The organism is Lederbergia lenta NBRC 16444 (assembly GCF_001591545.1).
Taxonomy (GTDB): domain Bacteria; phylum Bacillota; class Bacilli; order Bacillales; family Bacillaceae_C; genus Lederbergia; species Lederbergia lenta.
In genome coordinates this window covers 25,949-52,731 of record NZ_BCVC01000001.1, presented here as the reverse complement: position 1 = coordinate 52,731, position 26,783 = coordinate 25,949, and the positions used below count along the sequence as shown (strand labels likewise).

Annotated in this window: 30 protein-coding genes; 14 read left to right on the top strand and 16 right to left on the bottom strand. The window is 37.1% G+C overall.

All coding sequences use genetic code 11. From position 1 onward, the window contains the following. Window positions 1–30: 30 nt before the first annotated feature. The 4 genes from ptsG to BLE01S_RS00235 all read left to right on the top strand — a co-directional run bounded on the left by ptsG (window position 31) and on the right by BLE01S_RS00235 (window position 4,303). On the top strand, window positions 31–1,566 hold the full coding sequence (gene ptsG / locus BLE01S_RS00250; RefSeq protein WP_066135767.1) for a glucose-specific PTS transporter subunit IIBC: 1,536 nt from the start codon (window positions 31–33) through the stop codon (window positions 1,564–1,566). Between the two features lie 2 nt (window positions 1,567–1,568). After that, window positions 1,569–2,252: an N-acetylmannosamine-6-phosphate 2-epimerase gene (locus BLE01S_RS00245; RefSeq protein ID WP_066135764.1), complete on the top strand. Its 684-nt coding sequence runs from the start codon at window positions 1,569–1,571 to the stop codon at window positions 2,250–2,252. A gap of 4 nt (window positions 2,253–2,256) precedes the next feature. Continuing rightward, on the top strand, window positions 2,257–3,069 hold the full coding sequence (locus tag BLE01S_RS00240) for a MurR/RpiR family transcriptional regulator (RefSeq protein WP_066135761.1): 813 nt from the start codon (window positions 2,257–2,259) through the stop codon (window positions 3,067–3,069). 490 nt (window positions 3,070–3,559) lie between these two features. Next, the gene (locus tag BLE01S_RS00235) at window positions 3,560–4,303 is read left to right on the top strand and encodes a YqcI/YcgG family protein (RefSeq protein WP_066135756.1); all 744 of its coding nucleotides are present in this window, start codon (window positions 3,560–3,562) and stop codon (window positions 4,301–4,303) included. A 29-nt stretch (window positions 4,304–4,332) separates the two neighbouring features. Here BLE01S_RS00235 and BLE01S_RS00230 read toward each other — a convergent pair whose 3' ends face one another. Then, window positions 4,333–4,872: a GbsR/MarR family transcriptional regulator gene (locus BLE01S_RS00230; RefSeq protein WP_066135753.1), complete on the bottom strand. Its 540-nt coding sequence runs from the start codon at window positions 4,870–4,872 to the stop codon at window positions 4,333–4,335. Between the two features lie 254 nt (window positions 4,873–5,126). Between BLE01S_RS00230 and proV the strand changes: the two genes are divergently transcribed. Genes proV through BLE01S_RS00215 form a run of 3 tightly spaced genes read left to right on the top strand, consistent with a single transcriptional unit; the run spans window position 5,127 to window position 8,134 of the window. Then, window positions 5,127–6,371 (top strand): glycine betaine/L-proline ABC transporter ATP-binding protein ProV, encoded by a 1,245-nt coding sequence (gene proV / locus BLE01S_RS00225; protein WP_066135750.1) that lies wholly within the window; start codon window positions 5,127–5,129, stop codon window positions 6,369–6,371. Further along, the gene (locus BLE01S_RS00220) at window positions 6,372–7,223 is read left to right on the top strand and encodes an ABC transporter permease (protein ID WP_066135747.1); all 852 of its coding nucleotides are present in this window, start codon (window positions 6,372–6,374) and stop codon (window positions 7,221–7,223) included. Continuing rightward, window positions 7,220–8,134 carry a glycine betaine ABC transporter substrate-binding protein gene (locus tag BLE01S_RS00215; protein WP_066135746.1) on the top strand — a complete coding sequence of 305 codons (915 nt, stop codon included), beginning with the start codon at window positions 7,220–7,222 and terminating at the stop codon, window positions 8,132–8,134. Before BLE01S_RS00220 ends, BLE01S_RS00215 begins: the two co-directional genes overlap by 4 nt. A gap of 203 nt (window positions 8,135–8,337) precedes the next feature. On the opposite strand, the gene BLE01S_RS00210 is transcribed toward BLE01S_RS00215, so the two are convergent. Then, a complete protein-coding gene (locus tag BLE01S_RS00210; RefSeq protein ID WP_066135743.1) occupies window positions 8,338–9,063 on the bottom strand; it encodes an NAD-dependent protein deacylase in 726 nt (241 codons plus the stop codon). A gap of 14 nt (window positions 9,064–9,077) precedes the next feature. Then, window positions 9,078–10,010, bottom strand: coding sequence for a DUF7916 family protein (locus BLE01S_RS00205; RefSeq protein ID WP_066135740.1), 933 nt, complete (start codon window positions 10,008–10,010; stop codon window positions 9,078–9,080). A gap of 200 nt (window positions 10,011–10,210) precedes the next feature. Here BLE01S_RS00205 and BLE01S_RS00200 point away from each other — a divergent pair, with 200 nt between their 5' ends. Beyond that, the gene (locus tag BLE01S_RS00200; protein ID WP_066135737.1) at window positions 10,211–11,845 is read left to right on the top strand and encodes a DUF2339 domain-containing protein; all 1,635 of its coding nucleotides are present in this window, start codon (window positions 10,211–10,213) and stop codon (window positions 11,843–11,845) included. Between the two features lie 61 nt (window positions 11,846–11,906). Further along, window positions 11,907–12,035, top strand: coding sequence for a hypothetical protein (locus tag BLE01S_RS21245; protein WP_274379891.1), 129 nt, complete (start codon window positions 11,907–11,909; stop codon window positions 12,033–12,035). Between the two features lie 42 nt (window positions 12,036–12,077). Here the strand turns inward: BLE01S_RS21245 and BLE01S_RS00195 are convergent, their stop codons facing one another. The 3 genes from BLE01S_RS00195 to BLE01S_RS21235 form a co-directional block, all read right to left on the bottom strand. Further along, the gene (locus BLE01S_RS00195) at window positions 12,078–13,046 is read right to left on the bottom strand and encodes a siderophore ABC transporter substrate-binding protein (protein WP_066140685.1); all 969 of its coding nucleotides are present in this window, start codon (window positions 13,044–13,046) and stop codon (window positions 12,078–12,080) included. Window positions 13,047–13,268: 222 nt separating this feature from the next. After that, entirely contained in the window at window positions 13,269–13,394 is a 126-nt protein-coding gene (locus BLE01S_RS21240) for a PCYCGC motif-containing (lipo)protein (RefSeq protein ID WP_169800008.1), read from the bottom strand. Continuing rightward, window positions 13,385–13,678: a PCYCGC motif-containing (lipo)protein gene (locus BLE01S_RS21235; protein WP_066135734.1), complete on the bottom strand. Its 294-nt coding sequence runs from the start codon at window positions 13,676–13,678 to the stop codon at window positions 13,385–13,387. The genes BLE01S_RS21240 and BLE01S_RS21235 overlap by 10 nt, the downstream gene beginning before the upstream one ends. A gap of 128 nt (window positions 13,679–13,806) precedes the next feature. On the opposite strand from BLE01S_RS21235, the gene BLE01S_RS00185 reads away from it, so the two are divergent. From BLE01S_RS00185 to BLE01S_RS00175, 3 genes are all read left to right on the top strand, one after another. Further along, window positions 13,807–14,127 (top strand): hypothetical protein, encoded by a 321-nt coding sequence (locus BLE01S_RS00185; protein WP_145981920.1) that lies wholly within the window; start codon window positions 13,807–13,809, stop codon window positions 14,125–14,127. Then, window positions 14,124–14,618, top strand: coding sequence for a GNAT family N-acetyltransferase (locus tag BLE01S_RS00180; protein WP_066135726.1), 495 nt, complete (start codon window positions 14,124–14,126; stop codon window positions 14,616–14,618). The genes BLE01S_RS00185 and BLE01S_RS00180 overlap by 4 nt, the downstream gene beginning before the upstream one ends. Before the next feature lie 300 nt (window positions 14,619–14,918). Beyond that, entirely contained in the window at window positions 14,919–16,130 is a 1,212-nt protein-coding gene (locus tag BLE01S_RS00175; protein WP_066135723.1) for a Bcr/CflA family efflux MFS transporter, read from the top strand. 150 nt (window positions 16,131–16,280) lie between these two features. On the opposite strand, the gene BLE01S_RS00170 is transcribed toward BLE01S_RS00175, so the two are convergent. The 7 genes from BLE01S_RS00170 to BLE01S_RS00140 form a co-directional block, all read right to left on the bottom strand. Then, window positions 16,281–17,195, bottom strand: coding sequence for a diacylglycerol kinase (locus tag BLE01S_RS00170; RefSeq protein WP_066135720.1), 915 nt, complete (start codon window positions 17,193–17,195; stop codon window positions 16,281–16,283). A 131-nt stretch (window positions 17,196–17,326) separates the two neighbouring features. Then, on the bottom strand, window positions 17,327–18,250 hold the full coding sequence (locus BLE01S_RS00165; RefSeq protein ID WP_066135716.1) for a LiaF transmembrane domain-containing protein: 924 nt from the start codon (window positions 18,248–18,250) through the stop codon (window positions 17,327–17,329). Beyond that, entirely contained in the window at window positions 18,247–19,335 is a 1,089-nt protein-coding gene (locus tag BLE01S_RS00160) for a hypothetical protein (RefSeq protein ID WP_066135713.1), read from the bottom strand. Before BLE01S_RS00160 ends, BLE01S_RS00165 begins: the two co-directional genes overlap by 4 nt. Next, window positions 19,332–19,796 carry a hypothetical protein gene (locus BLE01S_RS00155; protein ID WP_066135710.1) on the bottom strand — a complete coding sequence of 155 codons (465 nt, stop codon included), beginning with the start codon at window positions 19,794–19,796 and terminating at the stop codon, window positions 19,332–19,334. Before BLE01S_RS00155 ends, BLE01S_RS00160 begins: the two co-directional genes overlap by 4 nt. Further along, entirely contained in the window at window positions 19,793–20,332 is a 540-nt protein-coding gene (locus BLE01S_RS00150) for an RNA polymerase sigma factor (protein ID WP_066135707.1), read from the bottom strand. The genes BLE01S_RS00155 and BLE01S_RS00150 overlap by 4 nt, the downstream gene beginning before the upstream one ends. A 100-nt stretch (window positions 20,333–20,432) precedes the next feature. Beyond that, a complete protein-coding gene (locus tag BLE01S_RS00145) occupies window positions 20,433–21,302 on the bottom strand; it encodes a D-alanyl-D-alanine carboxypeptidase family protein (RefSeq protein ID WP_066135704.1) in 870 nt (289 codons plus the stop codon). Between the two features lie 164 nt (window positions 21,303–21,466). Beyond that, on the bottom strand, window positions 21,467–22,345 hold the full coding sequence (locus BLE01S_RS00140; protein ID WP_066135701.1) for an ROK family protein: 879 nt from the start codon (window positions 22,343–22,345) through the stop codon (window positions 21,467–21,469). 241 nt (window positions 22,346–22,586) lie between these two features. On the opposite strand from BLE01S_RS00140, the gene BLE01S_RS00135 reads away from it, so the two are divergent. Beyond that, window positions 22,587–23,276: an ABC transporter ATP-binding protein gene (locus BLE01S_RS00135; protein WP_066135698.1), complete on the top strand. Its 690-nt coding sequence runs from the start codon at window positions 22,587–22,589 to the stop codon at window positions 23,274–23,276. Further along, a complete protein-coding gene (locus tag BLE01S_RS00130) occupies window positions 23,273–24,619 on the top strand; it encodes an ABC transporter permease (protein ID WP_066135695.1) in 1,347 nt (448 codons plus the stop codon). The genes BLE01S_RS00135 and BLE01S_RS00130 overlap by 4 nt, the downstream gene beginning before the upstream one ends. Window positions 24,620–24,964: 345 nt before the next feature. Here BLE01S_RS00130 and BLE01S_RS00125 read toward each other — a convergent pair whose 3' ends face one another. From BLE01S_RS00125 to BLE01S_RS00115, 3 genes are read right to left on the bottom strand one after another with little or no spacing between them, the layout of a single operon-like run. Next, a complete protein-coding gene (locus BLE01S_RS00125) occupies window positions 24,965–25,762 on the bottom strand; it encodes an arylamine N-acetyltransferase (protein ID WP_066135693.1) in 798 nt (265 codons plus the stop codon). A gap of 41 nt (window positions 25,763–25,803) precedes the next feature. Continuing rightward, window positions 25,804–26,355 (bottom strand): thioredoxin family protein, encoded by a 552-nt coding sequence (locus BLE01S_RS00120; protein WP_066135691.1) that lies wholly within the window; start codon window positions 26,353–26,355, stop codon window positions 25,804–25,806. Between the two features lie 46 nt (window positions 26,356–26,401). Continuing rightward, entirely contained in the window at window positions 26,402–26,617 is a 216-nt protein-coding gene (locus tag BLE01S_RS00115) for a hypothetical protein (RefSeq protein WP_066135688.1), read from the bottom strand. Between the last annotated feature and the right edge of the window lie 166 nt (window positions 26,618–26,783).

The window sequence follows — 26,783 nt, the reverse complement described above, 5'->3', positions numbered from 1 at the left end:
AAAATAATTTACATCTAGGAGGTACACATGATGAGTAGTTTCTTCGAGAAAGCACAACAATTTGGTAAATCATTTATGCTGCCCATTGCTGTTCTTCCAGCAGCTGGTTTGCTTTTAGGAATTGGAGGCGCTTTATCTAATCCTAATACGATAAAAGCCTATCCTTTTTTGGACGTCTCTTGGCTCCAGTCTATTTTTACAATTATGTCGAGCGCCGGAAATGTCATTTTCGCCAATCTTGCTTTGTTATTCGCAATTGGGGTCTCGGTTGGTTTAGCTAAAAGTGATAAGGGAACAGCTGGTTTAGCCGGTATGCTTGGTTTCCTAGTCATGAATGCAACGATTTCGTCATTATTAAGTATTACAGGAATTTTGAATACGGAAGATCCAGCATCTGCTGGTCAAGGGTTAGTGCTTGGTATTCACACTTTAGAAACAGGTGTATTCGGTGGTGTAATGGTTGGGGTTTTAGTGGCATTACTTCACAACCGTTATAATAAGAAACAACTTCCTGCATTTTTAGGTTTCTTTAGTGGATCACGTTTTGTTCCAATCATTTCCTCATTTGCAGCTATTTTTCTAGGAGTTTTTATGTTCCTAGTATGGCCATTTATTCAAGCAGGTATTTTTAAATTAGGTGGATTAGTCGAAGCTACCGGGTATATTGGCACCTTTATTTATGGATTTGTGTTACGTTTATTAGGTCCATTTGGACTGCATCATATATTCTATATGCCTTTTTGGACAACTAGTTTAGGTGGTTCACTTGTTGTTGATGGAACGCTTATTGAAGGTACACAGCGGATTTTCTTTGCACAGCTTGCTGATCCTACTGTTGAACAGTTTTATAGTGGCACATCACGTTTTATGTCTGGTCGTTTTATTACGATGATGTTTGGCCTTATTGGTGCAACATATGCCATTTATCGTACAGCGAAACCAAAAAACAAAAAAATAGTGGCAGGTTTGATGGGATCAGCTGCATTAACATCCTTTCTAACAGGAATTACAGAACCAATTGAATTCTCATTCTTGTTTATCGCTCCTTTACTGTATGTTGTACACGCATTCTTAGATGGATTAGCATTTATGATGGCTCATATCTTCCAAATCACCATTGGTCAAACATTTTCGGGAGGATTTATCGACTTTGTCCTATTTGGGATCTTACAAGGAAATGCGAAAACAAACTGGATAATGGTTCCGATTATTGGTATTCCGTGGTTCTTTGTCTATTACTTCCTCTTTACATTCTTAATTAAGAAATTCAATTTCAAAACGCCAGGTCGGGAAGATGAAGAATTAACAAAAGCAACAACGGAAAATTCAAGCGAAAGAGCACAAACAATTATTACAGCATTAGGTGGCGCCAATAACTTAACAGATGTTGATTGCTGTGCTACTCGTTTACGTGTCAGTGTCAATGATGCGGATAAGGTAGATGAAGCATTATTGAAAGAAACAGGAGCAAAAGGCGTAGTAAGAAAAGGGAACGGTATCCAAGTTATTTATGGACCACATGTAACGATTATTAAAAATGAAATTGCAGAAATAGTGGGGGAATAATTATGTTAAATAAAATCAAACATGGACTTGTTGCTTCATGTCAAGCTCTTGAAAATGAACCTCTTCATAGTTCATTCATTATGTCAAAAATGGCACTTGCTGCTAAGCTTGGCGGTGCAGTCGGAATTCGTGCAAATTCTAAGGTAGATATTATAGCAATAAAACAAGAAGTTTCTCTACCTGTAGTCGGAATTGTTAAACGAGATTATCCTGATAGCGACGTTTTCATTACAGCAACTAAAAAAGAGGTAGATGAATTAATTGAATCAGGGTGTGAAATGATTGCCATGGATGCTACATTGCGAAAACGTCCAAACGGCGAACAGTTGAAAGATATTGTTGATTATGTAAAAACGAATCATCCACATATCGAGTTAATGGCGGATATTTCAACTTTGGAAGATGCACTTGAAGCGGAACGTTTAGGTTTTGACTGTGTTTCTACCACTCTGCATGGGTATACAAACGAAACAAGCGGATGTAAACTATATGAGAATGATTTTGAATTTATGAAAATCATCTTAAATAACATTCGCATTCCAGTTATAGCTGAAGGCAATATTATTACACCTGAAATGGCGAAAACTGTGATTTCTCTTGGTGCTTATTCTGTTGTCGTTGGTGGTGCCATTTCAAGGCCTCAGCAAATTACTAGCCGGTTTGTAGAGGAGATCAAAGGAGTTTAAATCAATGGTTACGCTTTTGAAGGAAATTCAGTCCAGATATTCCTCCTTATCAGAAAAGGAAAGAAGCTTAGCGGATTATTTGCTTGCTTCACCGATTGAAGCTTCCCAAAGCAATATTAAAGACATCGCTGCCAAAACGGATATTTCAGTAGCAACGATTACAAGATTTTGCAAAAAAGTCTCTTGCCGAAATTTTGTCGAATTGAAGATAAAATTAGCTCGCGAAGCCTATCAAGATGGTAAAGATAACGTTGATTCGCAATTAAAGCTTCAATATGAAGACATACTTCATGATATTCAAGGGCTTAGTGGACAGCGAGCTCTAGAAGAAGCCATGCAACTTATAAAGACAGCAAAGAACATTTATATTTATGGACTAGGCAGCTCAGGACTTGCTGCTCAAGAATTAAATTATCGTTTAAGTAGAATGGGATTTGCATCAGAGGCTGTCACTGATCCACACTTAATGATCATTAGAAGTGCCCTATTCCAGGAAGGCGATTTATTGCTTGCCTTCTCTCGTTCTGGTCAGACAAGAGACTTATTGCATTCCGTAATGGAAGCTAAAAATAACGGTGCGAAAGTCGTTTCGTTCACAGCTTATGGCGATACCCCGCTAACAAAATTATCGGAAGCCGTTTTATGGACGATACATCCAATCCGCACTGGATATATCTCAACTGGTCTTGATTTGAGCGTCCTTTATTTAATTGACCGCATTAGCTTATTTTTTCTACAAGATAAAAAGCGGCAGGAAACGTATCAAAAGACTGTTACGGCCATTTCTTCCGAAGCTTATATCGAAAATAACCGCTGAAATTAGAGTTTTTTCAACTAGATTGTAAGCAAAAAAATACGACTTATTCTTAAATAGAATGGAGTCGTATTTTTTCGTCTCTATTAGCTTAATTGTTAACTCTTAGGCAGGTTTCCCGCGTTTAATTGAAACCGAACTTACTGTAAAAGAAGAACACCAAGTTGATGAAACGTAAGGTGGCGACTCCGAGGGGATTAGCTCACCGCACGCCCCCCCGCCCCCCGGAAAGCGCCATCCTGAAGCGGAAATCAACGGTGATTAATTAACGCGTTTTATATAGGTTATTTACTTCCATTAGAATAGATTTTTCAGCGCCCTCGATTAGCGGCCTAAGTTCTTTGTATTCCACACTATCAAAAAAAGCCTTCTCCTCTCTTTCTCGTCATCATCTTTCTGAAAAAATTGCATAGATTTTATAAACAGGAGGCGATTCCATTTAATGTTTCACATACCTAATTTAGGGTAATTAATCTTTTGAGGTGACTATTTAATGATAAAGGAAAAGAGCGCTTTATTTACAAAAGAAGATATGACTAATCCTGATTTAGTACCTGACTGGGTGATAAGAGAATATGAGACATTTAATAGCATCGTGACGCAAAAGACGTTTCCGTGCACATTTGGAATGAGCGCAGAGAAAAAGGGAGAACTACGTTATTCTTATATCTCTCATAATGACTGGTCAAGCCTTCCGCAAACAGTAGAAGACTTTATTAATCTGTTTGACGAGTCCGAGAAATTAATACGCCATGGATTTTTCTTATTTGTTGAACCAGAAAAAGAGGAAAAATCTCTTGAGTATTATAGAGCTTATTTTTGGAAGATACTTCAGTATTTGCATGATGCAGATCAGAAACCTTGGCCGGAAGATTATCCAGAAGACCCTGATCACCATTTATGGAATTTTTCATTTGCCGAAGAACCTTTTTTCATTTTTGGGAATACCCCAGCATACAAGCAACGAAAAACAAGAGATTTAGGTAATAGTTTAATTCTTGGATTCCAGCCACGACGTATATTTGACGGGCTAGAAGGTACCTCAAAGGGTGGAAGCATGTCACGCGAAAAAGTTCGTGCGCGTGTAGAAAAATGGGATCGACTACCAAAACACCCAAATATCAGTCATTACGGGGATCCTGAGCATCGGGAATGGAAGCAATATTTTATCGGCGATGATATCAAACCAATTAAAGGTACATGTCCTTTTCAACATAAATCAATGAAAAAAGCTTAATTCCACCAAGGAATCAAGCTTTTTTTCTTTTATTGATCTGTTTTTTTAGGTATAAGCTTAAATATCTCATGATCTTCAAATGCATCTACTAAACGATTAAGCCATTCGTAGTATTCAGCCATATATATCAATTTTTCCATATCTTCTTTAGCCATTGTCCGTACTTCTAAACTAATATTGCTATCTCCAATTAGTTGTTCTAATTCTGTCATTGATTTTTTTATAGCTAATATATGCATCGAGATGGCACTTTTCCACTTTGTCGAAAACAAGTCGATAAAACTTTGATACCAATCATCTTCTATTTGATATAAATCTTTGCGCACTCCTTTTTTCCAGACACGCTCTACCATTTTCAAATCAGATAATGCTCTTACTGTTGTACTCATACTCGTTTTGCTCATCCCGAGTTCTTCCTTCATATCATCAAGTGTTAATGGCTCTTGATGAAAAAACATCATTCCATAAAGCCTACCTGCTGAAGATGTCGCACCGTATAGATGTATATTTTGTGCAATCGTTTCAACAATACGCTCACGAGCTTTTTCAAGCCGCTCTTTACCTTCCACCTTATTTTCACATCCTTCAAATGCTATAACATGATGTTTCTTCTAGAATATAATAACGCTGACCGTATTGTAAAGATTCAAACATGCAAGTAATACAGAGCATTCAAGAGGATTTTTAAGAATACGCTAAATTTAGTTTGTACAGTATATTCTGTACGTACTATACACATGGAATATGAAGTTATATGACATTTGTATTACAAGCTCTACTTACTCTAGACTTATATAGGTGATCAAGAATAGGGAGTGAAACCATGGATGAGCAATCAGGCCATAAAAAAATAGAGGTCAAAAACGCAACAAAAATCTTTGGAAAAAACACAAAGAAAGCAACACAACTTTTAAACGAGGGGAAATCCAAAAGCGAAATATTAAAAGCATCTGGGGCAACTGTCGGAGTCAAAAATGCTAGCTTCGATGTGTACGATGGAGAAATTTTCGTTATTATGGGTTTATCCGGGAGTGGAAAGTCCACGTTGGTTAGATTGTTAAATCGTCTAATCGAACCAACTACAGGCCATATACTATTAGATGGATCAGATATTGTTCAAATGAACAAAGAACAACTTCGTGAAGTGAGACGCAAAAAGATTGGAATGGTTTTTCAAAAGTTTGCACTCTTTCCTCACCGAACGATCTTAGAAAATACTGAATATGGATTAGAAATTCAAGGTATTAACAAGGATGAACGTCAGACGAAGGCGAAAGAATCTTTGAAACTTGTTGGCTTGGAAGGTTATGAAGCTCAATATCCTGACCAATTAAGTGGTGGTATGCAACAGCGTGTCGGACTTGCGAGAGCGCTCGCAAATGATCCTGATATTTTGTTAATGGATGAAGCTTTCAGTGCCTTAGATCCTCTAATTCGGAAGGATATGCAAAATGAATTACTTCAATTGCATGATGAAATGGGGAAAACAATTATTTTTATTACCCATGATCTTGATGAGGCCTTACGGATTGGCGATAGAATTGCATTAATGAGAGATGGTCAGATTGTGCAAATCGGAACGCCAGAGGAAATTCTAATGAATCCTTCCAACGAATATGTTGAAAAATTTGTGGAAGATGTGGATCTTTCAAAAGTATTAACAGCTGGGCATATCATGAAACAAGCTGAAACAGTTCAACTAGACAGAGGACCAAGAGTTGCACTTAGACTCATGAAACATCATGGTATCTCTTCTATCTATGTTGTCGATAAGCAAAATAGATTGCTAGGAGCTGTAACAGCTCAAGACGCTAATGCTGCTTCAGAGAAAGGTAGTACTCTTCAGGATGTCCTCATAAAAGATATCGCCACAGTACCTTCTGAAACCTTGCTAACAGATCTTTTCAATCTTGTTTCAACCGCTCCAGTACCGGTAGCTGTAGTAAATGAAGATAAAAGGCTTCAAGGGATTATTATTAGAGGCGCATTAATTGGCGCTTTATCCGGAGATGAACATTTTATTAATGAGCAAGTTGAATCGGAAAATGATTTACGGGAGGTGAATTAATTGGATAATTTACTCCCACGTATTCCACTTGCTTCTTGGATAGACCAATTTGTCGATTGGCTCGTTATTACATTTGGTGGTGTATTTGATGGCATCACATTGTTATTAGAAGGTATTGTGGAAGGTATTGTGTCTGGACTTGGATTTATTCCTTCTATTATACTAGCATTCTTATTTGGCGCGCTTGCTTGGTTTATTTCGACAAAAAGAATTGCTGTATTTACCTTAGTTGGTTTATTACTGATCGATTATTTAGGTTACTGGTCTCCGATGCTTCAGATGCTTGCTCTTGTACTCACATCTGTCGCCATTTCGATTGTGATCGGTATACCAATAGGCATCTGGTCTTCTCAAAATGACACGGCGCGAAAAATCGTTACACCAATTCTAGACTTTATGCAGACAATGCCCGCTTTCGTATACTTATTGCCTGCCATTTTCTTTTTTAACATTGGTGTCGTTCCAGGTGTTGTAGCCTCTGTTATCTTCTCCATGCCTCCGACTATTCGTTTAACTACGTTAGGGATACGTCAGGTACCAGAAGATTTAATTGAAGCAACGGAAGCATTTGGTTCTACTACTTGGCAAAAGCTAGTTAAAGTAGAGATACCACTTGCCATGCCAACAATTATGGCTGGGATTAACCAAAGTATTATGCTCGCACTTTCAATGGTAGTAATTGCGTCTATGGTCGGTGCACCAGGACTTGGTGAAGAAGTATACCGTGCTGTGACACAGTTAAAAACCGGTGTTGGTGTAGAAGCTGGACTTGCTATCGTGATCGTAGCGATCATTTTAGATAGAATTACGCAACATGCAGGAAAGAAAAAACAAGGGGGAATTGTATCATGAGTTTTGCAAAGAAAATTACTGGATTAGGTGCAGTGGCTTTACTTGCACTGGGCCTTGCTGCTTGCGGCAGTGATGACACAAATAAAGATAGTGGAACTGATACTGGAGCTAAAACAGAATCTGTTGGAAAATCTGTCAAATACAAAATTACAGGGATTGATCCTGGAGCTGGCATTATGGAGGCCACTGAAAGGGCAATTGAAGAATATGAATTAACAGATTGGGATCTTGTTTCCGGTTCAAGCGCTGCAATGACTGCTGCTTTGAAAAAGGCATATGACAAAGAAGATCCAATTATTATCACTGGTTGGACTCCACATTGGAAATTCTCTAAATATGATTTGAAATATTTAGAAGATCCAAAAGGTGCTTATGGTGGAGCAGAAGAAATTCGTACAATTGGCCGTACAGGATTGGAAAAAGATTTACCTGAAGCGTATCAAATTTTACAACAGTTTAAGTGGACGGAAGAAGACATGGGTACAATCATGGTCGCTATTGAAGAAGGCGAAAAACCAGAAGTGGCTGCACAAGCATGGGTTGATGATAATGCTGATAAAGTAGCTGAATGGACAGATGGTGTAGAAAAAGTAGATGGCGATAAAATTAAACTTGCTTACGTTGCATGGGATAGTGAAATTGCTAGTCATAACGTAATGAAAATTGTTCTAGAAGATATGGGATATAACGTGACACTTACACAAGTGGAAGCTGGTCCAATGTGGACAGCTGTTGCTGATGGAAGTGCTGATGCAACACTTGCTGCTTGGCTACCAATTACACACAAAACATATGCTGATAAATACGAAGGTAAATTCGAAGAAATTGGCGTTAATATGGAAGGCGTAAAAATTGGCCTAGTAGTTCCAAATTATATGGATATTGACTCAATTGAAGATCTAAAAGAATAATATACTTATCGCAAGAGCATGAATCATATGCTCTTGCGATTTTTTGTTTCTCTTTTTGGGAGGTGAATTGAAATCAGGAATGCGAATGAATGAACCGTGGCGGCGAATAGAATCGCACCTATGCGAATTGATTGACCACGATGGCGAATAGATTCACACCAATACGAATGGAACAACCAGGACGGTGAATAAGCCCTATTTTTTCATCTTTCTTCTTGTTCTAACTCCTCGTTCACTTCTTCCAGCACTTCCCCAATTTTACGATCCTGAATAACAAGGTCCGCATAAATATCAAAATCTGTCGGCTCCAAATTTACAATGACAAGCTTTGCTCCACTTTGTTTTGCAATCATTGGAAATTGATTAGCTGGAGTCACTGTTAACGAAGAACCTAATACAATAAATAAGTCAGCCTTTTCACTTTCTACCTGCGCTTTCATAAATGCATCCTCAGGAAGCATTTCACCGAAAAGCACAACAGACGGCCGTAGTTTTCCACCACATTCACACTGAAACTTTTCTTCTACATAAGTATCATTTCCATAAATCTTCCCACAAGTTTGGCAATGCACTTGCTTCATCGTGCCGTGGAGCTCAGATACTTCCCTACTTCCTGCCTCTTGGTGGAATCCATCAATGTTTTGGGTTATGATGCTTTGTATTAAGCCTTCCTTCTCCCATCTCGCTAAAATATCATGTCCTTTATGTGGCTCACATTCATTCAAACCAAGCACGCGCTGTCTGTAAAACGTAAAGAACTTCTCTACATTTTTATTTAATGCTTCTGTGCTAGCGATTTGACTAGGATCTTCCTGGGTCCACATCCCAGTATTGGCTGATCTAAAATCTGGAAGTCCGCTTTCCGTAGACATACCAGCTCCTGTCATAACAACCGTATAATTAGACTCTTGCAAACATTTCTTTAGCATATGATATCTTCTCCTTATCTAAGTGCTGAAGCCGCCATCCGAATATAAGTATGTCTTTTGCCCCGAATAGCAATGGATAATGCTTTAATATTTTCAGGTATAGCCATCCCTAAAAATCCAGCATCCCCCATATGAAAAATATCTATCCCTGCTCGTTTAGCACTTAATGCAATGGATCTTATCGTATCTTCATCAGCGCCTTCCTGACTTGTACCAATTGCCGCTAGAGTTAAGGCATCTCTTTGTTTCACAGATTCTACCGCCTCTGCAAGTGTATCTTCCCGTATTCCTGGAACCGTACCTGGTGCTGGAAAGAGAATAACATCTGCTCCAGCATCAGCAAACCGATTAAATGCATCAATATCTAACGGTTTATTTTTTGCACCAGCGCTATGCATCTTCCCAGCGATGATTAAGCCACCAAAATACTTTTTAGCTAAGTGAATCGCTTCTTCAATTTTTTCATTTGTCACACCTGTCTTCGGGTTTCCAGTTAAGCAAACAAAATCACAACCAAGTTCTTTTGCTTTTTCTAGGGTTTCCTTTGTTGCCGTTCTCCCTACTGGTAAAGCATACAACGTCTCTAAAGCATCTGCTGATTGATCCACTGGCTCCAGATTTATACCTACTGGAAGTCCCGTCAATTGTTTCACTATTTTAATCGCTTCATGATTTGGAACAATTTCTCCTTCCTTGGGATGGAATAGATCAATGGAATGTAAACCTTCCACACGAGGATTAAAAACATCAAATACATTTAATAAAATTAGATCCGCTCCAAAAGCTTTCATTATTTCTGGATTCGATATTTCCGGAAGAAGCGGCTGCGAAGTTACAACAGTTTCCGCGATAACTGTTCTTCCCTCCGCCGCAAATATAGCTTGCTTTAATTCCTTTCTACCCATTTGTTGAAAATCTGTTCCTCTGCAGTCTAATATTCTTTTCATTCTTCAAACTCCTTTGCTGTATTTTTCAAGATTTTCCATTCATCCTAGAGTCTTTATCTTCACAATTTCGCTCATCCTATTCTTCTTCGACAAAATTCGTGTCTGTCTGGCACCAGTTTATCATATTAATAAAGGTATTTAGATTAATTTGACTAATATATTATAGTGTAGGCCTCAATGTAGTGAAAGGTGGAGATTAAATGGAAGGTAAACATAATCTCGAGGAACGTGTACAACATTTAGAAAATCGGGTTCGATATCTTGAAAGCAAGCTTCAGATGATTCAACCTGAAAAAGTAGCCGATGAGAAAGCAGCTAATTTTACGCATGATATTCCCGTATCTAAAACCGATTCTGTTATAGAACCAAAGGAAAACAATGTCATCGAATGGGATGTATTAATTTTTCAAAAAATACTGCCGCGGCTTTTTATATTCGTCTTTATCATTGGGGTTCTTTGGGGATTTAAAGCAGCTTCAGACTATGGATATTTGACAGCGACCGTGAAAATATTGCTTGGATTTATTACTGCTATTGCTTTTGTTATCATTGGAATTCGTCAGTTAAAACAAGGCCGAACAGTTTTAGGTCAGGTGCTAGTGGGCGGTGCCATTCCAATCTTGATGTTAACAACATTTACGATGCATCAACTCTATGATATGACTGGTCCAGAGGTTGCTTTTCTTCTGAACATTATATGGATTGGATTGGGACTATTTTTCACGTATAAATATAAATCACAAAGCATCGGAATTGTCTCTGCAATTGGCGGTGTATTCGTTCCTTTTTTAATAGAAAGTACAGCACCTAATATACCGGTATTCGTTTTTTATGAAACATTGCTTTATGTATTATTTATTTGGCTCGCACTGAGATCTCGCTATATTATTCTATATTATTTATCTGCTATTTTATTGAATATAGCTTTACTTCTATTTATCATTTTTGCCGGTGTACCTGAAAATGATAAATGGCTGGCTGTTTCACCCGTTCTCGTCCAACAAATTGCATTGCTTACCGGCTTTATTAAGACCAGTTACAGTTTAAATAAACAGGCTTATACTTTGTTTTCCAGTGTCTTATTATCTTCCCTTTGGCTTGGGGTTGTCTTAACTGACTCAGAATCTTCCATCGTATTTGCAATAATTGCACTGCTGTACGGAGTATCCTTTTATTATTATCAAAAGGATACCGTTAGAGCTCCAATATTTATTGCGAATGCACTAATGGGAATACTATTCTTTGTTAAAATGATGAGCAACGAGTTAACGATTGAAATGTTAATTGGTTCTAGTCTCATTTACATGTATATTGCACATAAATATAAAAGTCTCTTTCATACTTTGCTAGGCATCCTTACTTACTTTATTGGTGCTATAAGTATCATTTATAAATTTATCCCCGCTTGGATTTCTTGGGAAATGCTACATTGGCTTGTACTTATTATCGCAACAAGTTATGCCATCTATTATTTAGCCAACAGGAGAAAAGAAGATTATCAAACAACGATGAACATCGGTGTACCTTATGTATCCATTCTCTTATTAGCATTTACAGCAATGCTTTCTATACTTCTAGCTGATAACGCAAGTGAAAGTATGGAGCGTATCATCATGAGCATCCTTTGGATCATTATTGCCATCGCCTTCATGCTCGTTGGTAAAAGTTTATCTATTATTCAAGGTAAATATATAGGCGCAGGTATTCTATTTCTTACCCTTGCAAAAATTATATTAATAGATATTTATTTTGTATCAGTAGCTGTTAAAGCATTGTTATTCATCATATTGGGTATTGTCGGGTTATTAGTTTCTAGGGCTTATTATAAAAAATAAGGAGTTTCTTAATAATCGAAAAAGGGAAAAGATGAATAAGTCTTTTCTAGGAGGTATGAGCATGGCGAAACCAAATGAAGAGGAAAGAAGACTGCAAGATGAACAAAAGCAAGAACAAAAATTCAAAGAACAAGAAAGAGTTCCGGATGAACAAAACCGATTGAAAGATAAAGAGAATTTGAGGAAGTAAGAAAAGAGGATGAACCGATATCGGTTCATCCTCTTTTACTGTTTATTTCAAGCTTCCTTCTACTTCTTTTACCATTTCTGATACAGATTCAAGACCCCCACCAGATAGATACCAGAAATCAGGATCTAAATATACGATTTTGCCATTTTTATATGCTTTCGTACCTTTTACTAAATCATTTTCAATAACATCTTTCGCAGCAGATTGACCATCCCCTGATGCTACTACAGCACCACGATCAATAACAAATAAGAAATCTGGATCTTGTTCTAAGATGTATTCGAAAGAAACACTTTGACCATGCGTAGATACTTCTATTCCTGGATCAGCTGGTGCAAATCCGAAAACATCGTGGATAATTCCAAATCTAGAGCTTGGACCATATGCACTAACTTTTCCTTCATTAGCTAACACGATTAATGCTTTTTCATCTAGACCAGATGCTTCACCATGCAATTTCTCTATATCCTTGTTAATAGCTGTTAATTGCTCTTCTGCTTCTTTATCTTTATTGAAAATCTCGCCAATTGTTTTCACATTTTCTTCAAATGATTCCATGTATCTTTCTGTATCAACACCTAGAAAAATCGTAGGCGCAATTTCTGTAAACTCTTTATACATATCAGACTGTCTACCAGATATAATGATTAAGTCTGGTTTGATTTCATTAATTTTTTCAAAGTCTGGTTCTTTCAAACTACCAACATTCGCATACTTCTCATCTTCATATTTCTCAAGATATTTAGGCACATTATTTTGAGGTATAGCAGCTACTTCAATTCCTAGTTTATCTAATGTATCTAGTGATCCAAAGTCAAAAACAACCACCTTTTCAGGATTTTGATCTACTTCGGTTTCACCTAATTCATGTTTAATTGTTAATGTTTTCGTTTCCGCCTGTGGCTCTTCTTTTGCTCCTTTATTTTCTGTGTCTTCCGTTTTGTCTGCTCCACAAGCAGCTATAACCATCATTGCAATTACAATTCCAACTAGCGCTAAAAACTTTTTCACTTTATCCACCTCTTTATTTTTATGTATACTATTAATGATAATCATTATCAACGACCCGCAAAAAAAATAAAACTTCTCTATATTTAATTGAACCTCCAGTTTGGACTTCTTTCTCGATAATGATATTCGTTCTCAATGAGTAATATACCATATTTAAGATTTTTTTCAACTGTTTTTTCAAAAAATTATATAAATAGCTAATCTCCATTTACCCTTTAACGATTAAATTTCATTTGTTTCTGTAGTTTTTGCATATCCTACTTCATAAGTTTGATCCATTTCATCGCGAATCTCTTTCATGATTTTTTCTCCTTTATAATCTACTATTGCTTTTACAGCTATTTCCAAGCAAACATTACATTTCCTTCCATGGTCGTCCAAACGATAGAGCTATTTTCTAATACTGCTTGATTTTTCGCAACTTCCAAATAGGGAAGTTGCGGTTCTTCCGGCTTATCGTGTAGAAAACTTGGTTTACTACTTACTCCATTCGTTTCTTCTCGAATATCTCCAAGTTCCGCTTCTGCGTGGAATCCTTGCACTTCATCAGGCTCATCATTCTTCGTGCTCGAACATGCTTGCAATAATATACTTAACATGAACACGATGCTAATAGTTACTTTTTTTACCAATGACGCAAGACACCCTTTTCTATACTATGTTTCTTTAAGTCTATGCTTACAACCGATATATATCAAGACTCTTCACAGCTCTTTAACAAGATTTCAAAATAGTTGTGTTAAAATAAGGGAAGTAAAATTTGGAGGTATATGAATATATGGTAGGGATAGGATTTATTCTTTTATCTTTTATTGTGGTTATTGCTTTACTAGTATGGGGCATTTCTTATACTAGAAAAAATTTAAATGAAGTACGCTCAAAAAAATACCGTGCAGCAGCTTTTTTATGTACACTTGGTCTTATTTTCTCCATTAGCTTCGTACTAGGAGCTAAAAGATTTTCCGATAATATCGATGTGACAATTATTTGGATGATCCTATCAACAGGATTACTCTTCTCTTCAGCAGTTACGTTTGCTATAAGTTTTATCAATGAATATTCAAGGAGAGAAAATGAATGAATATTAGACATATCCGTCTTGAGGATGCAGAGCAGTTTACCAATTTACTTATTAGCGTAGATGCCTCAAACATGATGTTATATGAACCTGGGGAACGCAAAACGAGCCAAGACCAAGAAGAAAAACGCATAGAAACAATACTTCTTCAAAGAAACTCTACTATTATTATCGCTGAGAAAGATAACCGGCTTATTGGGTACTTGCTTATTCTTGGTGGAAATAGCATCCGCACTCGCCATTCGGCTTATATCGTAATGGGAATCATAGAAGAATTTCGAGGTAATGGAATCGGGGCCAAACTTTTCGAAGAAGCATTCCACTGGTCAAAAGAAAACGGAATAACCAGACTCGGAATGACAGTCCTGAAGCATAATAAAAGGGCAGCTAGACTATACGAAAAGTTAGGATTCGAGATTGAAGGAGAAAAGGTGCATTCACTCATGATTAATAATGAACCTGTAAATGAGCTTTACTTATATAAATTATTATGATGTTCATGTTAAAAAAGTCATCATCTATACTGAAGGCACTGAAAAAGCCCTCTTCATATAAGGAACAGAGTTATCATTGTCTATCGACTAGGAGACTTTAGGGCTTCTCCCTAGAAGATGATAAGTTAACATCCATTCGCTCCCCTGTGTCTTGCTACTGGCAGGTAGGGCTGTTATTAAAGTTTTAACTGAAAGATAATAGCGGGGGATACCATCATTAGACTGGTCCTGTCTATTGTAGAGTGATAATAATTATGCTAAAAGTAATAGAGTTAAGTAAGAAAGGTGTTTGATATATTTATGCTTCATAATCCAACAGGAAAAGAGCGTTTAGGCTTAGCATTTCTTCTCGGCATGCTTGCTATCTTAGGGCCACTCAATATTGATATGTATTTACCAAGTTTCCCTGATATTGCTGATGATTTAAGTGCTCGTGCCTCGCTTGTACAGCTTAGTTTAACAACTTGTTTGATCGGGCTTGCAATTGGTCAAGTGATTATTGGACCAATCAGCGATGCTCAAGGTAGAAGAAAGCCTTTATTAATCTCCATCTTCTTATTCGCATTATCATCCCTTCTCTGTGCACTTGCGCCGAATATAACCATATTGGTAATAGCTCGATTTTTACAAGGGTTCACTGCCTCAGCAGGTATTGTCCTTTCTCGTGCTGTTGTAAGTGATGTGTTTAGCGGGAGGGAGCTGACGAAGTTTTTCGCACTTTTAATGGTAATAAATGCATTTGCTCCAATGATTGCACCAATGGCTGGTGGAGCTATTTTGCTCTTACCATTTGCAAGTTGGAATTCAATTTTCTACTTTTTAAGTATTCTTGGACTGTTAATCGTTTTAATTGTTGCTATGCGATTAAAGGAAACATTGCCGCCCGAGAATCGAATGCCAAGCTCAATCGGGCATTCGATACGTACAATAGGTAGTTTATTGAAAGACCGCTCTTTTATTGGTTACGCATTAACCGTTGGATTTATTCATGGGGGGAGTTTTGCTTATGTATCGGGAACTCCTTTCGTATACCAAGGTATCTATAATGTGTCACCTCAAGTTTTTAGTATTCTATTCGGCATTAATGGACTAGCCATTATTTCCGGAAGCTTTATCATCGGGCGCTTAGGGGGTGTCATTCATGAGAGAAGCTTACTTCGAGTTGCAGTCATTATAGCATTAAGCGCGACTTCCATTCTTCTTCTCATGACGATTATTCAAGGACCACTAGCAACTCTTGTCATTCCCATTTTTGTTTACATGACGTCTATGGGAATGATTTTAACAAGCTCTTTTACACTAGCTATGGAAAACCAAGGATATCGAGCTGGAAGTGCAAGTGCTCTGTTGGGTACGCTCCCGTTATTGCTAGGCTCCATGGTCTCTCCTCTCGTTGGTATTAATGAAACAACAGCAATACCGATGGGAGCAATTTTATTTACAACTTCTCTTATTGGTGCTATCGCCTTCTTTAAATTAACAAAGAAGACGAAGCAGGCAGAACAAGCATAGATTATTCTGAATCCGATAACTAAAGAGTACATCTTTTTAATTGCGCTGATCCCTCTTGAATTAGGGTATGCCGGCTCAATAACGACAATCATTGCATAAAAGTTCCTAAATAAAAAAGCAGCTGAACACCTCAGCTGCTTTTTTACATTTTTATTCGACTTTATCTTCTGCTCTAATTTTATCAATTGGTACAAATACATCAAAATGTCTGTAAAGATTAGAGAACTCTGCAGGTAAAAGCCCACCGTATTCCCCATCAATATTTAGCTGCATTTTTTCTTTAGACCTTACTTTTATATGATTCGCTTTTACATAAATCAAATTGGGGTCATTTATATGCTCTCCTCTAAGAGCAAGTGAAGCAATACGGATAAACTCCGCAATATTTGTTTTCTTCAGTATCATTAATGTAAATAAGCCATCATTTATGGAGGAGTCAGGTGCTAATTTTTCAAAGCCGCCAATGGAGTTGGTTAGACCAATCAAAAACAACATGATTTCGCCCTCAAATAATTTTCCATCATACTCAATGCTGACTTCAGCTGGGTGGATGGAAGGTAGCATTTCAATGCCTTTTAAATAGTATGCTAATTGGCCAAGCACTGTCTTTAACCTGCTTGGTACTTCATACGTCAACTCTGTAAGCCTGCCGCCGCCAGCAATATTTATGAAATAGCTATCATTCATTCGTCCGATATCGACTGGGATTGTGTCTCCCTTAATAATGATATTTACTGCATCATCTATATCACGTGGTATGTGTAATGCTCTCGCAAAGTCATTCGTCGTTCCTGTAGGAATGATGCCTAACTTAGGACGGTAATCCTGTTCAGCGAGACCATTAACAACTTCATTAATTGTCCCATCACCACCAGCTGCGATGACAATATCATATTTCCGCTCTATAGCTATTTTAGCAGCCTCTATGGCATCCCCTTCAGCTCTTGTTGCATGGCAAGAGGTTTCGTAGCCAGCAGCCTCCAGTTTCTGTAACACATCTGCTAGATTTCGTTTGAACATTTCGCGACCAGACGTCGGATTATATATAATACGTGCTCTTTTCATACTTATCACCCTGTCCATTAAAACAGTAATATGATTCCTATTTCTATCCGTCTTATTATACCTTTTTCAAGTGATAAAATCCAATTCGACAAAAAAACGAGTAGTCTTGTTATACCACTCGTAAGATTATACTAATTTATTTCAACTGTATAGCTGTCTTTCACTTTTATCGTGTATTTACCAGACCCATAAGTAAGGGTCCCTGTTAAAGGAATACTTTCTTCGTATTCATTATCTTCGTCCTGATTATTTGATTTGCCCCCCTGGACTTCTTGCCAGTCAGCTTCACCTGCTTCCTGCACATTCACCGCTTGGATCTTCATATTCGCATTTTCAGCTATATCCATGTTAACATTGCCTACACTTGCAATCGACCAATTACTTTGCAAATCACGAGGCTTCAAATTTAAGTTATTATGTTCTCCTATTAATTCTAACTCCACATTAGAAGGAATCAGGATTGTCGCATTAAGTTCATCATTATAGTTCATAAAACGACTCATAGGCGCTCTTTTCAATTTAATGTATAAAGTATCACCTTGTTTTTCAATAAGGGCATAATCAGAAATACTTTTTATCGAATGATCACCTTTTTTCATATCCCCTCGGTATGTTCCGAACATCACTGCTTTTTCCCCTTGGGATCCTTCTACATTTAATGAGTATGGTCCTGTCTCAATATACACTCTTTTAATTTCATTTGTTAATTCTTCTTCAAACTTTGGCAAATCCAATGTACGTTCTTCTGCGATCACGAATTGCTTTGATACCTCTAGCAATCCCGTCGCATTGACAACTGCCATACCAAGTCCAAAAGTACCGATAATACTAATAAAAATGATGCTTATAAAATCATATTTTATTTGCTGTTTTTCACTTTTTGAAAATCCTAAATAGAGAAGTATCTCCACACCAAGAATAATAAAGAGCAATGGCCACCACGAAATCATTGCTATCGCTGGATCCCATTTTAGAAATTGGGATAATAGCAGAAATACACCAAGGAGCACAAGTGCTGCCCCCATGGAAAATGAACCTACACGCCATGTCCTCATTCTTTTTCACCTTCTTCTACTCGTTTCGCTTTTCTACCAGTCATTAATTTAATACCGCCACCAATTAGGAGTAGACATAAGATAGTTGTTTGGAAATATTGGTAAAACCAATATTGGATATCAATATGAAACACATTTTGAATATAAGGGTTCAAAACAGGCATGACAATATTAGTTCCCAAATAATACACACCAAGTGCAATCAAGCCAATTCCTAGCCATCTTTGGTGATTAATCAAGTACGATACAATTGGTTCATCTTCAACTACACCATCATCCGCTTTTGCAGCTTTTTGCAGGCCATCGAAAAAGCTGAAAAACCAAATGATTGGTACGAGGAATAAGAAAATTCCTAATCGCATCACATCGAGGATATAAATGGAAAACAGAAATGCAGCCATTAATTGAATGCCACGTTTTTGTAATCCTAGATAAAGATGCCCTGCACCTGGTATGATCGAAAGTAATGTTGCAATTGTTTTACTTTTTCGCCCATCTCCTTCTCTACTCTCAAAGTCTTCAAAAATAGAGCGATCAACAAGCACTTCACCCTGCTGCTTTTTTTCTAGCTGTTTCATCACATCGAAGAATCCATATAGCCAAACAATTGGTAATGATGCAAGGAATACAAGAATTTCGCTGCGCCCTGTCATCATTGCGACAAACAAAATCATGATCCCTAGACCACTAAACGCCGCTAGTAACGTCATTCCGCGATAGGTCAAACCTAGTTGAAAATGACCTAACCCTGGAATAAATGAAAGAATAATCGTGAAAAAACGTTCAGATTCTGGGTTTTTTTCAATGACAGTTTCATCACCGATATTCTTCGTTTGGTTATAAAGCTTTGATGCTGTTACTGCTGTATCGATAAAGTTAACAAGATACAGAAGCAATGCGCCGCCTATAGGGAAAAATAAAAGTGCTTCGCTGTAAAAAAAGATATTAAAAATAATTATCCCGAAAATTGGCATTCCGATCACAACAGCTGTATAAAAAATCCCACGTAAAACTTTACCAAGATACATTAGCCCTCCACCCGGAAAAAATGCGAGCAGAAAAGCAATAATAGGGTTTTTATTCATTTTTTATTCCCCTCCTTAAAGTTTTCTTCTAGCTGATCAGTTATAGATATTGAGTTATTTAAAAAATTACTTACGAAGGATTCTGTGTGTTTCGGATTAGGATTATCAAACTCATTCGCCACATTCATGAGCTGTGAGAATATACCTGTCGACATTAAAATCAATGTCATTGCAGCTGCTAATGCATAATGTATCATCGTTTGCCTTCGATTATTTTTAACCCTCTTATTTATAACAGGTTTCTCTTTCTTTGTTTCATTCACTTGATTCATGACTGAGTCTGTAAAGCTTGTCGAAGAAGTTAGCACTGGCATTGAAGTTTCACTTGCCTCGACTGCTGCTAAATAGATCTCTAAGCAATGATCGCAGTTGTATAGATGGTTTTCATATTCTGTACGTGTTTCTTCATCTAGCTTATCTTGCGCATATTGAAACCACTTTTCATATGATATATGGTTCATGAAAAATCATCCTCCTTCCAGTGCTTCTTCATCCATTGTCTTGCTCTGTATAATTTCACTTCAATTGATTTCGGTAAAACATTTTCTTCTTCCGCCAGTTCTTGAAACGACTTTTCTTGTATGTAAAAGCCTCTGACCACTCTTTGATAATTCTCTGGAAGTTCCTCTATTCGCTTCCTTAATTCTTGTTGCTGTTCTTTCTTCAACACTTGCAGTTCTACACTTGCAGCTGGTTCTGCATGAAATTCCTCGTACTCTACTTGCTGGTCTTCTTTTCGCCTTACCTTTTTACGTTTTATATCGATTGCATGATTGACTGCAATCCTCGTGACCCATGTTTTAAATCCTTGCTTCTCATAGCGGGGGAGAGAAGTATAGATTTTCATAAACACTTCCTGTGCAGCATCTTCCGCGTCTTTTTCATTGCGGAGCACACCATATACAGCGTAGAACACAACATTACGATATTTTTCCACAAGTAATCGAAACGCGTGATCATTGCCATTTTTAATTTTCTCGATGAGCGCTTCATCCAATGCTTCTCTCCCCCCTTTCCAACCTGACACCTCTATAGACGTCAGATGATCATATAAACACTACACTTTAATATAACATTTTTATTTTCCATTGAACTTTTTAATAATTTCCAGTTTCAAAACCATAGTCTAATAGAGTGATTGAGTCAGTCCACACTGTCTCTTCACCAGAATGCAGTACCACTGTGATTAACTTCTGACCATCCTTTTCTGCAGATGAAACTAAGCAATAGCCAGCTTGATCAGTAAATCCAGTTTTCAGCCCAGTAGCAGCTCCATAATAATATTCACTACCATCACTTAAAAGCTTATTTCGGTTTGTATATGTGTGTGTTTTAGTAGAATAACTTTGTTGATTCACGATACTTTCGATTACTTCATTCTGTTTGGCCGATTTTGCGATCAAAGCTAAATCCCAAGCTGTTGAATAATGTTTTGGGTCATGAAGTCCATGAGGATTTACAAAATTAGAGTCAGTTGCACCTAGTTCACGAGCCTTCTCATTCATCAATTGAGCAAAATATTGCTCTGCTTCATCTAAGGATAATGCTGATCCATTGATTTTTTGTGCAGTAAAAATAGCAAGTGATCTAGCTGCATCATTTCCTGATTGCAAAAGCATCGCAGCTAGTAATTCCTCTACTGATTGAACTTGACCTTCGAATAAGCCTGCACTTGCTTCACCTTCCATCTTTAAGTAGACTTCCCGGCCTACCGTAACAGGCTCTTCTACAGAAGCATTCTCCAATACAACTAATGCAGTCAATAGCTTTGTCGTACTTGCAGGATATAATTGCCTATGTTCATTCTTCTTGTACATGACCTTTCCCGTATTTTCATCTATTACAACCGCTGCATCTCCATTTATCTTCACTGTTGAAGAATCAAATGCTATTTTAATCTGATCTTTATAATAAAAACCAAACACTACTATTATTAAAATGATAATTAAAAAACCCTTTTTCTTCATTACATTCCACTCCCACAAAAACTTGTCCTAATATAGACGAATCATCTAACTAAATCACTACATCTATTTTAAAAAAAGTTAATATAAAAACAGCAATGGAATGATCCGTTGCTGTTCGTCTCTTCATCTTGTTCCGATTTTGACCTCATCATTCTCCCAATTTTTCATGGTAAATGAAGAGATACTGCTCCTAATACCCCTGCTTTATTTCCAAGTGATGCTTTTAATATTCTGACGTCTGAAAAGCTATCCATAATTAGCTCATGAACTCTGTTTGAAACAAGACTGACAAGTTGCTCTTGTTCCATGACTCCGCCACCAACAATGATCGCCCGAGGATTAAAAGTATGAATCAAAGAAACAAGCCCCAATGCTACTTCGTTCACCCATTCATTGAGCACCTTCTCTAACATTGAATCCCCTTGCTTTAATCTATTAAATATCATTCTGCCATTTATTAATTCCTTGTTTAGTTCTGATGCATTTTTTACTAGAGCTGTAGTAGAAGCATACATTTCATAACATCCACTCCCTCCACAGCCACAGCGCTTTCCAGCAGGATGTGTCAATATATGTCCGAATTCCGCTGCATTTCCTCTATATCCCTTGTATATCTTTGAATCAACGATAATTGCGCCGCCAATGCCCGTTCCATATGTTAAACAAAGAAAATCATTATATTCTTTACCAATACCAAAGTATTTTTCTCCAAGAGCCGCTGCATTCACATCATTTTCTACTCTAACTGGAACATTAAATTTATCTTCTAATATTTCCTTTAACTTTGTCCCAGTATAATTCGGTATATTTTCATTCGCATAAAGTATCGATCCTTCTTCACTGTTTACTTGACCAGCAGTACTGATACCAATTGCTTCAAACTCTCCGAATTCCTCCATGATTCGAATTAACTTCTCTACTACATATTTTCCACCCTTTTTACTCTCTGAATCATATTCCTTAAATATCTCGATATTTCCTTTAAGGTCTGATATACAAAGCTTGATCGAAGTCCCACCAATATCCGCTGCTAATACCTTCATTTATTTCTCCTTTTTTACAATAGAATATATCTAGAACAAATACATAATGTTTATCTAAACTCGCTGAAATGATACCGCTTTCTAAAAGAATATAACATAGATATTATATTCGGTAAATCTATCTTTTTTCTAGCTTTAATAGATAATAATATAAACTTTTCCAATAAACTTCATATTTTTTGTAGTGTTACCCCTTCGAGCTTCGTCTAATAGAATAGACAATCATAAAGGTGGGAGTAAATTGATAGAAGTAAAACAAGTAAGTCATGCTTTTGAAATTGGTAAAAAGGGTGATAAAAACATCATCCCGGTTCTGGAAGATATCTCTTTTAAAGTAGAAAAAGGTGAGATCGTTACGATCGTCGGACGTAGTGGATCCGGAAAATCAACATTATTAAATATTATTAGTGGGTTTATTAAAGCGAATCAAGGTGAAGTTTGGATTGACGAAACGAAAGTGAGTGACTTTAATGAGTCAAAGTTTGCCGACTTTCGTTTGCAACATCTTGGTTTCATTTTTCAAAATTTCCAGCTCATCCCAAGCATGACTGCTTTTCAAAATGTAGAATTACCATTAGTTTTTAGAGGCATCGATGAACAAACACGTAAGAGTTTAGTCGATGAAACTTTAAGTAAAGTCGGATTGCTAGAATACAAGGATCATTATCCAAGCGAGCTTTCAGGTGGACAACAACAGCGTGTAAGTATTGCCCGTGCACTCGTTGTTAATCCGCCGCTTATCCTAGCAGATGAGCCTACAGGAAGCCTTGATAGCGAGACTGAAACGGAGTTACTTGCATTTATTCAGGAGCTGAATCAGGACCTGGGCATTACTTTTCTTATCATTACTCATGATGAAAAAGTGGCTAATATCGGAGATCGTACAATTGAAATAGCAGATGGAAAAGTGTTGGAGGGAGTATTAGTATGACATTTAAAGATCAATTCAGATTCGTTCGGCAAAATATGAAAAAAAATAAAATGCGCCTATTTATGACGATTTTAGCTACAGCGATTGGCTGTACCTTTTTAATTGTTTTGGCTTCCGTAGGGTTCGGTCTGCATAAGACAATTATTCAGGATAGAATGGAAGATCAGCTTGTCACAGAAATTGATATTCATGGGAAAACTGATGAGGATGCTAATTATCAAAGTATTACAGATGCAGATATTAAGCACTTTGAATCTATCGATAAAGTAAATACTGTTACTCGCAGACAATTTGTTCAACAAACTCCCATGTTCACTATCGAAGATTACAATACACATGCTGAAACTTTTGTCGCACATTTCCCTTCTGAAATTAAATCCGGCTTTAAACTATCGGAAGGCCGACTGCCTGAAAAAGATAATGAAATCTTAGTCGGTCATCATTTCCGTGAAAATTTAGCAAAAGAATCTGCTAGGGAAAAGGATCTATATGATGAAGATGGATTTTTAAAAGAGGAGTATGCATATAAAGGGGATATTCTCGGGAAGACAATAGACATGCAAGTACAGAAAGTTGAAAATGGCAAAGAAATTACCGAAGTCTTTCCTGTTAAAATTGTTGGGATAGCAGAAGCCCCTTCGAGAGAATGGATGAAAGATTATACAGTGTTTATCTCTCCAACAGTCATGAAAAAGATTGAAGACTTTACTGGAAATATCGGCGGTTCCCCCGAACCATTAGACGATGAGCAACCCAGCAATAACGTAACAGAGAAAACATATGACTATGTAAAGGTATATGCGGATAATGTTCAATCTATTACGGAGATTAATGAGCAATTACAAGAGGAACAATATTTTACCTATTCGATTGTTAGTGAAATGAAGCAAATCAATATGCTATTTGCGATTATGAAAATTGGTTTAATTTTCATTGGAACAATTGCCTTACTTATCGCTTCCATCGGAATTTATAATACGATGACAATGGCAGTTACAGAACGAGCTCCAGATATCGGGATCATGAAAGCAATTGGTGCCAACCCTAAAACAATTAAAAATATTTTCCTACTGGAAAGTAGCTATATTGGCTTACTCGGTGCTTTAATCGGAACAGTTGTCGCTTACGGTATTAGCTATATTGTTAATTTTGCATTACCACTCGTTCTCGAAAATGTGTTTAACGAACAAATGCCTGAAGGAATTATGCTGTCCTATATACCTTTATCACTTACGGCAATCAGCATAGCCATTTGTTTAATCGTCACCATTTTTTCTGGTTGGAGACCAGCAGAGCGTGCTACAAGAATTGATGTTTTAAAAGCAATGAGAAGAGAAGTATAATAAAAATTTGCCATCTGTATAGATAAGTGAATTTCTAGACTGCCGTGAAAGTTCGGCAGTCTTTTTGTGTTCAAAGGGAGTAAGTATGTCTTCTCTCATTTAAATGGGTGACGGCCTGTATTTTGGCTGCGATGGCTTGTAAGTTGCTTGCCACGGCTTGTAAACTCACACAATGGCCTGTATTCTTCGCGTGATCGCTTGTAAGTAGGTGCTGACCGCCAGTAAATGCAAAAAAGGGATCGTTTGATATCTTTCTATGTCACGCTAACCAGAGTAAAGGTACAATACAAAGCAAAAACCACAAAAAAAGCTTGTAGATAAAGTAAATACTTTATCTACAAGCTTTTAAAATAACTTTACTCCTCTTTCTTCTAAAAAGTCGAGTGTTCCAGATAATGAGTTCGTTTCAATTTGATATACTTCTTGTATTAGTTTCGCCCATCTATCGAAATTAGTCATCTTAATTTCACTGATATTACGAAAAGTCATTACCTTCATCGAACGGTTACGTAAATAAAAACATTGATGTCCATTAAATCGGACTGCCGTAATTCGTCTCATGGTAATATTATCATCATTATCTAAATAGGAAGAGCGAATATCTTCTGTAATATCTGATTCCGCAAGCGGTACCCAATTTATTTGTTTTTTTACAAAAGTCTTCCCATTGGATCTACGATCAATTTCATATGTATCTGCACTTAATTTAGTAAAGATAATTTCCTCGCCGAATCCATGCATAATGTGCTGCGGCTTTGCTTCAAGTTCAATGGGTTTCATAATGGGAGAGCCATACCCTACGTCAACATAATACTTTTTCCCGGCAACCTCGACCATTATTGCAATATGCCCTGGTTCTACCCTCACAAGTGAACACTCGAATCCCAACTCTGAAAGTAAACGGGCAAAGTTCATATTTAATGTAAAGCAAGTTCCACCCCACCCCTTATCAAGCAAATTTTGCACAAAAAGAGGGAATGGTGGAATATAATCTGGCGCTAGACTAAAGTAATGAAATTTACTGAATGATTCATAAGGTACCAATGACAACTGATGCTGGATGAGGCGCTGTAAATAATTTAAACTTGGTCGTTCCCACTTCAGCCGCAAATGTTTTAAATAGGTTTCTACCACTTGTTCCATCACCCAACACCCCTTTACCTCTCTGTAATTACCATTTTAATTTAAGATAACGCTCGTTTAATACTTTGATATACTTCTTCCCATACCGTTGGATCTTCCGTATATTTTTTAGTCATTTGTTGAATCATTTCTTTTTGTTTTTCCGGGAAGCTTACATCGTCCTTCGGTGGCATTTTTGCCCGCTGTTGATCAACAAAATGTTGTACAGTTTCTGCTCTCGGCCCCCAAAATGTTCTTTCTTTTCCCTCTTGGTCAATAAATATAAATATAGGAATCGCACGAGCAGTCCCATTTGTTAAATATTGATCCATTAATTCAAGGTTTTGATCGCGCAACAGCATTCTAACTTCCATTCCGCTTTTTTCAGCCAATTTCAGTAGTATAGGAATATTTAACATGGCATCTCCGCACCAGTCTTCTGTTAAGACAATAACCCGTAACTTCTCATCCCTTAGCTTTTTGAAATATGCTTCATCATCGGCTGGCACCTCAAATTGATTTAAAATCAATTGAAGGTTTTCCTTATTCGTTTCCATTGCATTAATATATTCATCTCTCGACATCGCTTTATCATACCAATTATTAAGAGTCATCTTCCTGCCCCTTTTCTTATATATCTTTATATATTATACACTACACTTAAGCGTATAGACTGTAGTTTGGATCCTCGAATATTTCAAAATGGCTACTATTAATATTTTTCGCCTTTACTCGCATATAATGCTTTTTACAAAAGTAACCGAGCAATTTATCTGTTTCCCAATCATGTACTGGTAACACACAGTCTACGTCTTCTCCGGCCTTACGCAAACAATAAGCACATGTTGTCTTTAATTGAAATATGTGTTGTTCCACTGCTTATCATCCTTTTTCTTATCTATTAGAAGCCCAGATGGTATATACCCTTCTCTTACCATTCTTAAACTTATCAGTGATGAGAAACAGCTTTTAACTATGCACATAGAACTATTATAATATCTTCGAGCACTGTGTAGCTATTACATTAGACTAATTTTGAAGC